This is a genomic window from Variovorax sp. 20P10.2.4 (assembly GCF_058244205.1).
This window is the reverse complement of record NZ_JBZAYE010000859.1, coordinates 1-2,537: the sequence shown is the minus strand read 5'-3', so window position 1 is coordinate 2,537 and position 2,537 is coordinate 1. Positions and strand designations below refer to the sequence as shown.

3 protein-coding genes are annotated in these 2,537 nt (G+C 70.9%); all 3 read right to left on the bottom strand.

Features of this window, described 5'->3' with window-relative positions:
* Positions 1-1,826 (bottom strand): penicillin acylase family protein (locus tag AC27VN_RS38615; RefSeq protein ID WP_490880089.1); only part of this gene is annotated, 1,826 nt, incomplete at its 3' end.
* Positions 1,823-2,215: a Rid family hydrolase gene (locus AC27VN_RS38610; RefSeq protein WP_296786936.1), complete on the bottom strand. Its 393-nt coding sequence runs from the start codon at positions 2,213-2,215 to the stop codon at positions 1,823-1,825. The genes AC27VN_RS38610 and AC27VN_RS38615, both read right to left, overlap by 4 nt.
* A 49-nt stretch (positions 2,216-2,264) precedes the next feature.
* The coding region (locus AC27VN_RS38605) for an aspartate/glutamate racemase family protein (RefSeq protein ID WP_490880088.1) at positions 2,265-2,537 on the bottom strand (273 nt) is incomplete at its 5' end.

Genomic DNA, 2,537 nt, shown 5'->3' with positions numbered 1-2,537 from the left:
CCCAGCTCATGGAACAGCAACGCGCCGCGGCTGTCCACGTCGTGGCGCCGGTCCCAGGCCGAGAGGATGGCGCAGGCCGCCTGCACTTGCGCATCGCCCTTCGCGCCCGCGCAGGCCGAGAGCACCGCGTCGAGCGTGGTTTCCGCCAGGTAGTTGCGGTTGTCGAACACCATGCCGAGCGCCTCGGCGCTGTCGATGCGGCCATCGCGCAGGCCCTCCTGGATCTGGCGCTGCGACATCAGCGTGCGCAGGCCGGGCGGTGCCTTCGGGCTGCCGAGCAGCAGCGAATAGCCGTCGAGCTGCTGCCCCACCAGCGACAGGCTGTAGCTGTCGTTCGCGTTCTGCACGATGCCGCGCGTGGCGAGCGCCGGAATGCGGCTCGCGGGCGCGAGCTTCGGCCGGCCCTGCGCATCGCGCACGGCGCAGGCACGGCGGCGGCCATCGAGCGCAGCCGGCACCGTCATGTCGTCGGGCGGCGGCACGGTGGCACAGCCGCGCAGCGCCGTATCGTCGATGTCCAGCAGCGGGCCCGACTCGATGTACATCGCGCGGCCCTGGCTGTCGCCCGCGATCAGGTGGGCGGTGATGCCGCGGTTGCTGGCCACCGCCTGCTCGAAGCCCGCGATGTCGCGCGCCTTCGCGACCGCGAGCATCTGGTCCAGCGCGCGCGCGTTCGCAATACTGGGGTCGGTGATCGCATACCAGCCCGCGGCGCGGTCGCCATCGGCCGGCAGCCGGTACAGCGGCCCGAGGTGCGACACGGGCAGCTCGTGCTGCTGCGTGGCCACGCTGCCATCGGCCTGGCGCACACGCAGCGCCACGCGCTTCATGCCGAGGTCGCGGCGCTGGCCGTCGACCGTGTACGAGGGCTTGTCGCCGGCGCGCACGTCGAGCGCGATCAGCAACGGATAGGTCACGGTCGACGGCGCCTCGATGCTCCACGCCAGGTGCTGCGTGAAGCCCGAGAGCGGCAGCGGCAGGCCCAGGAAATCGGCGCCCATCACGTCGATCTCGCCGGGGATGCTCAGGTGCATCTGGTGCATCAGCAGCCAATGGCCCCGCCACAGCGTGTGCGGGTTCGCGACCATGATCGATGCACCGGTGCCCGTGGCCTCGGCGCCGAAGGCCCAGGCATTGCTCGCCATGCGCTGGGCGGGCGGACGGTCTTCGGCGGCCCTGGCGACGGCGGGCGCGCCCAGTTGGTCCCAGGTCGAGGCCGCGGCATAGGGCGCCACGGCCAGCGCCTTCCACAGCGAGTTGACCTGCATCGTGGCACGCACCACGTCGCTGGCGCGCATCTGCGGCGGCGCCGCGCCCTGGCAGGCGGTGGTGGCGGCCTCGGCGCCGAGGTCGCGCAGCCGGCGGTTGAAACCGGCCGCATAGCCCTCGGCGAGGCCGCGCGCATCGGCCGAGAGATCGCGCCATGCGGCCTCAACCTCCTCGTCGGACAGTTGCACGCGGTAGAACAGGTCGCTGTTCAAGTTCGAGGTCTGCAGGAACGCGACCAGCGATGCGCCGTCGGGACCGAAGCGTTCCGACCGCTCGCCGCGCAGCGTGACTACGCGGTCGGCCAGCAGGCACAGATGGTCGCGCGCAACCGCATAGCCGTAGCCATAGCCCAGGCCCGCGTAGTCAGCGGCCTTCACATGCGGCAGGCCGTACTGTGTCCAGCGAACTTCCGCGCTGTACTTGTCCGGCGTTGCAGGAGGATTGCCGCCGACAGGGCCGGGCAGAAAACCGCCTCCGCCGCCGTCACCACCGCAGGCCGCGATCGCGCCTGCCACCACGGCACCGCACGCCAGCGCGCGCAGCAGCGGCGTCTTCACCGCGCGCCTCCGCCGGCGCCGTGGCTCTTGCGCGCGATCACCTGCATCTCGACCCAGGCCTTGGGCACCGCGATGCCGGCCAGCATCGCGGTGCCGGTGGGCTTGGTCGGCAGCACTTCGGACAACGTACGCACCACCGCGCCCAGGTGCTCGGCGCCCGCGATGATCAAGGTGTAGTTGACGATCTGGTCGAGCCGCCCGCCGCAGGCCGCGAGGTAGCGCTCGATGTTGCGCATCATCAGCCGGGTCTGGTCCTCGGCGCTCTCGGCGAGCTGCTGCGTGTCGTAGTCCATGCCGATGGTGCCCGAGACGAAGATCCAGTCGTCGTCGAACAGCGCGCGGCTGTACGGTGCATTGACGAAGGGCAGCGGGAACTCGGCGGTCTGCATGCGGTGTCTCTCTTTCTGGCGATGGAATGAACGAAGGGAAGGAAAAAAATCAGGTGCGGAGCATCTCGCGCACGATGGCGCGCGCATGGATCTCGGTCGCATCGAAGATCGGTGCGCGGCAGCGCAGCCAGGGCCTGGCGTGGCTCAGTTCGGAGCAGCCCAGCACCACGCCCTCGGCGCCCCGTGCAACCAGCGCGTTGCACAAGGTCGAGACCATCAGGCCCTCGTCACGGCCGGCCTCGCCGCGGGCCAGCGGCCCGAAGATCGCGGCATCGAGGGTGCGGCGCTGGGCCGCGTCGGGCAGCACCAGTTTGAAGCCCGC

Coding starts and splice junctions, on each gene's coding strand:
- AC27VN_RS38610 (WP_296786936.1), bottom strand. CDS start 2,215: ATGCAGACCGCCGAGTTCCCGCTGCCCTTCGTCAATGCACCGTACAGC.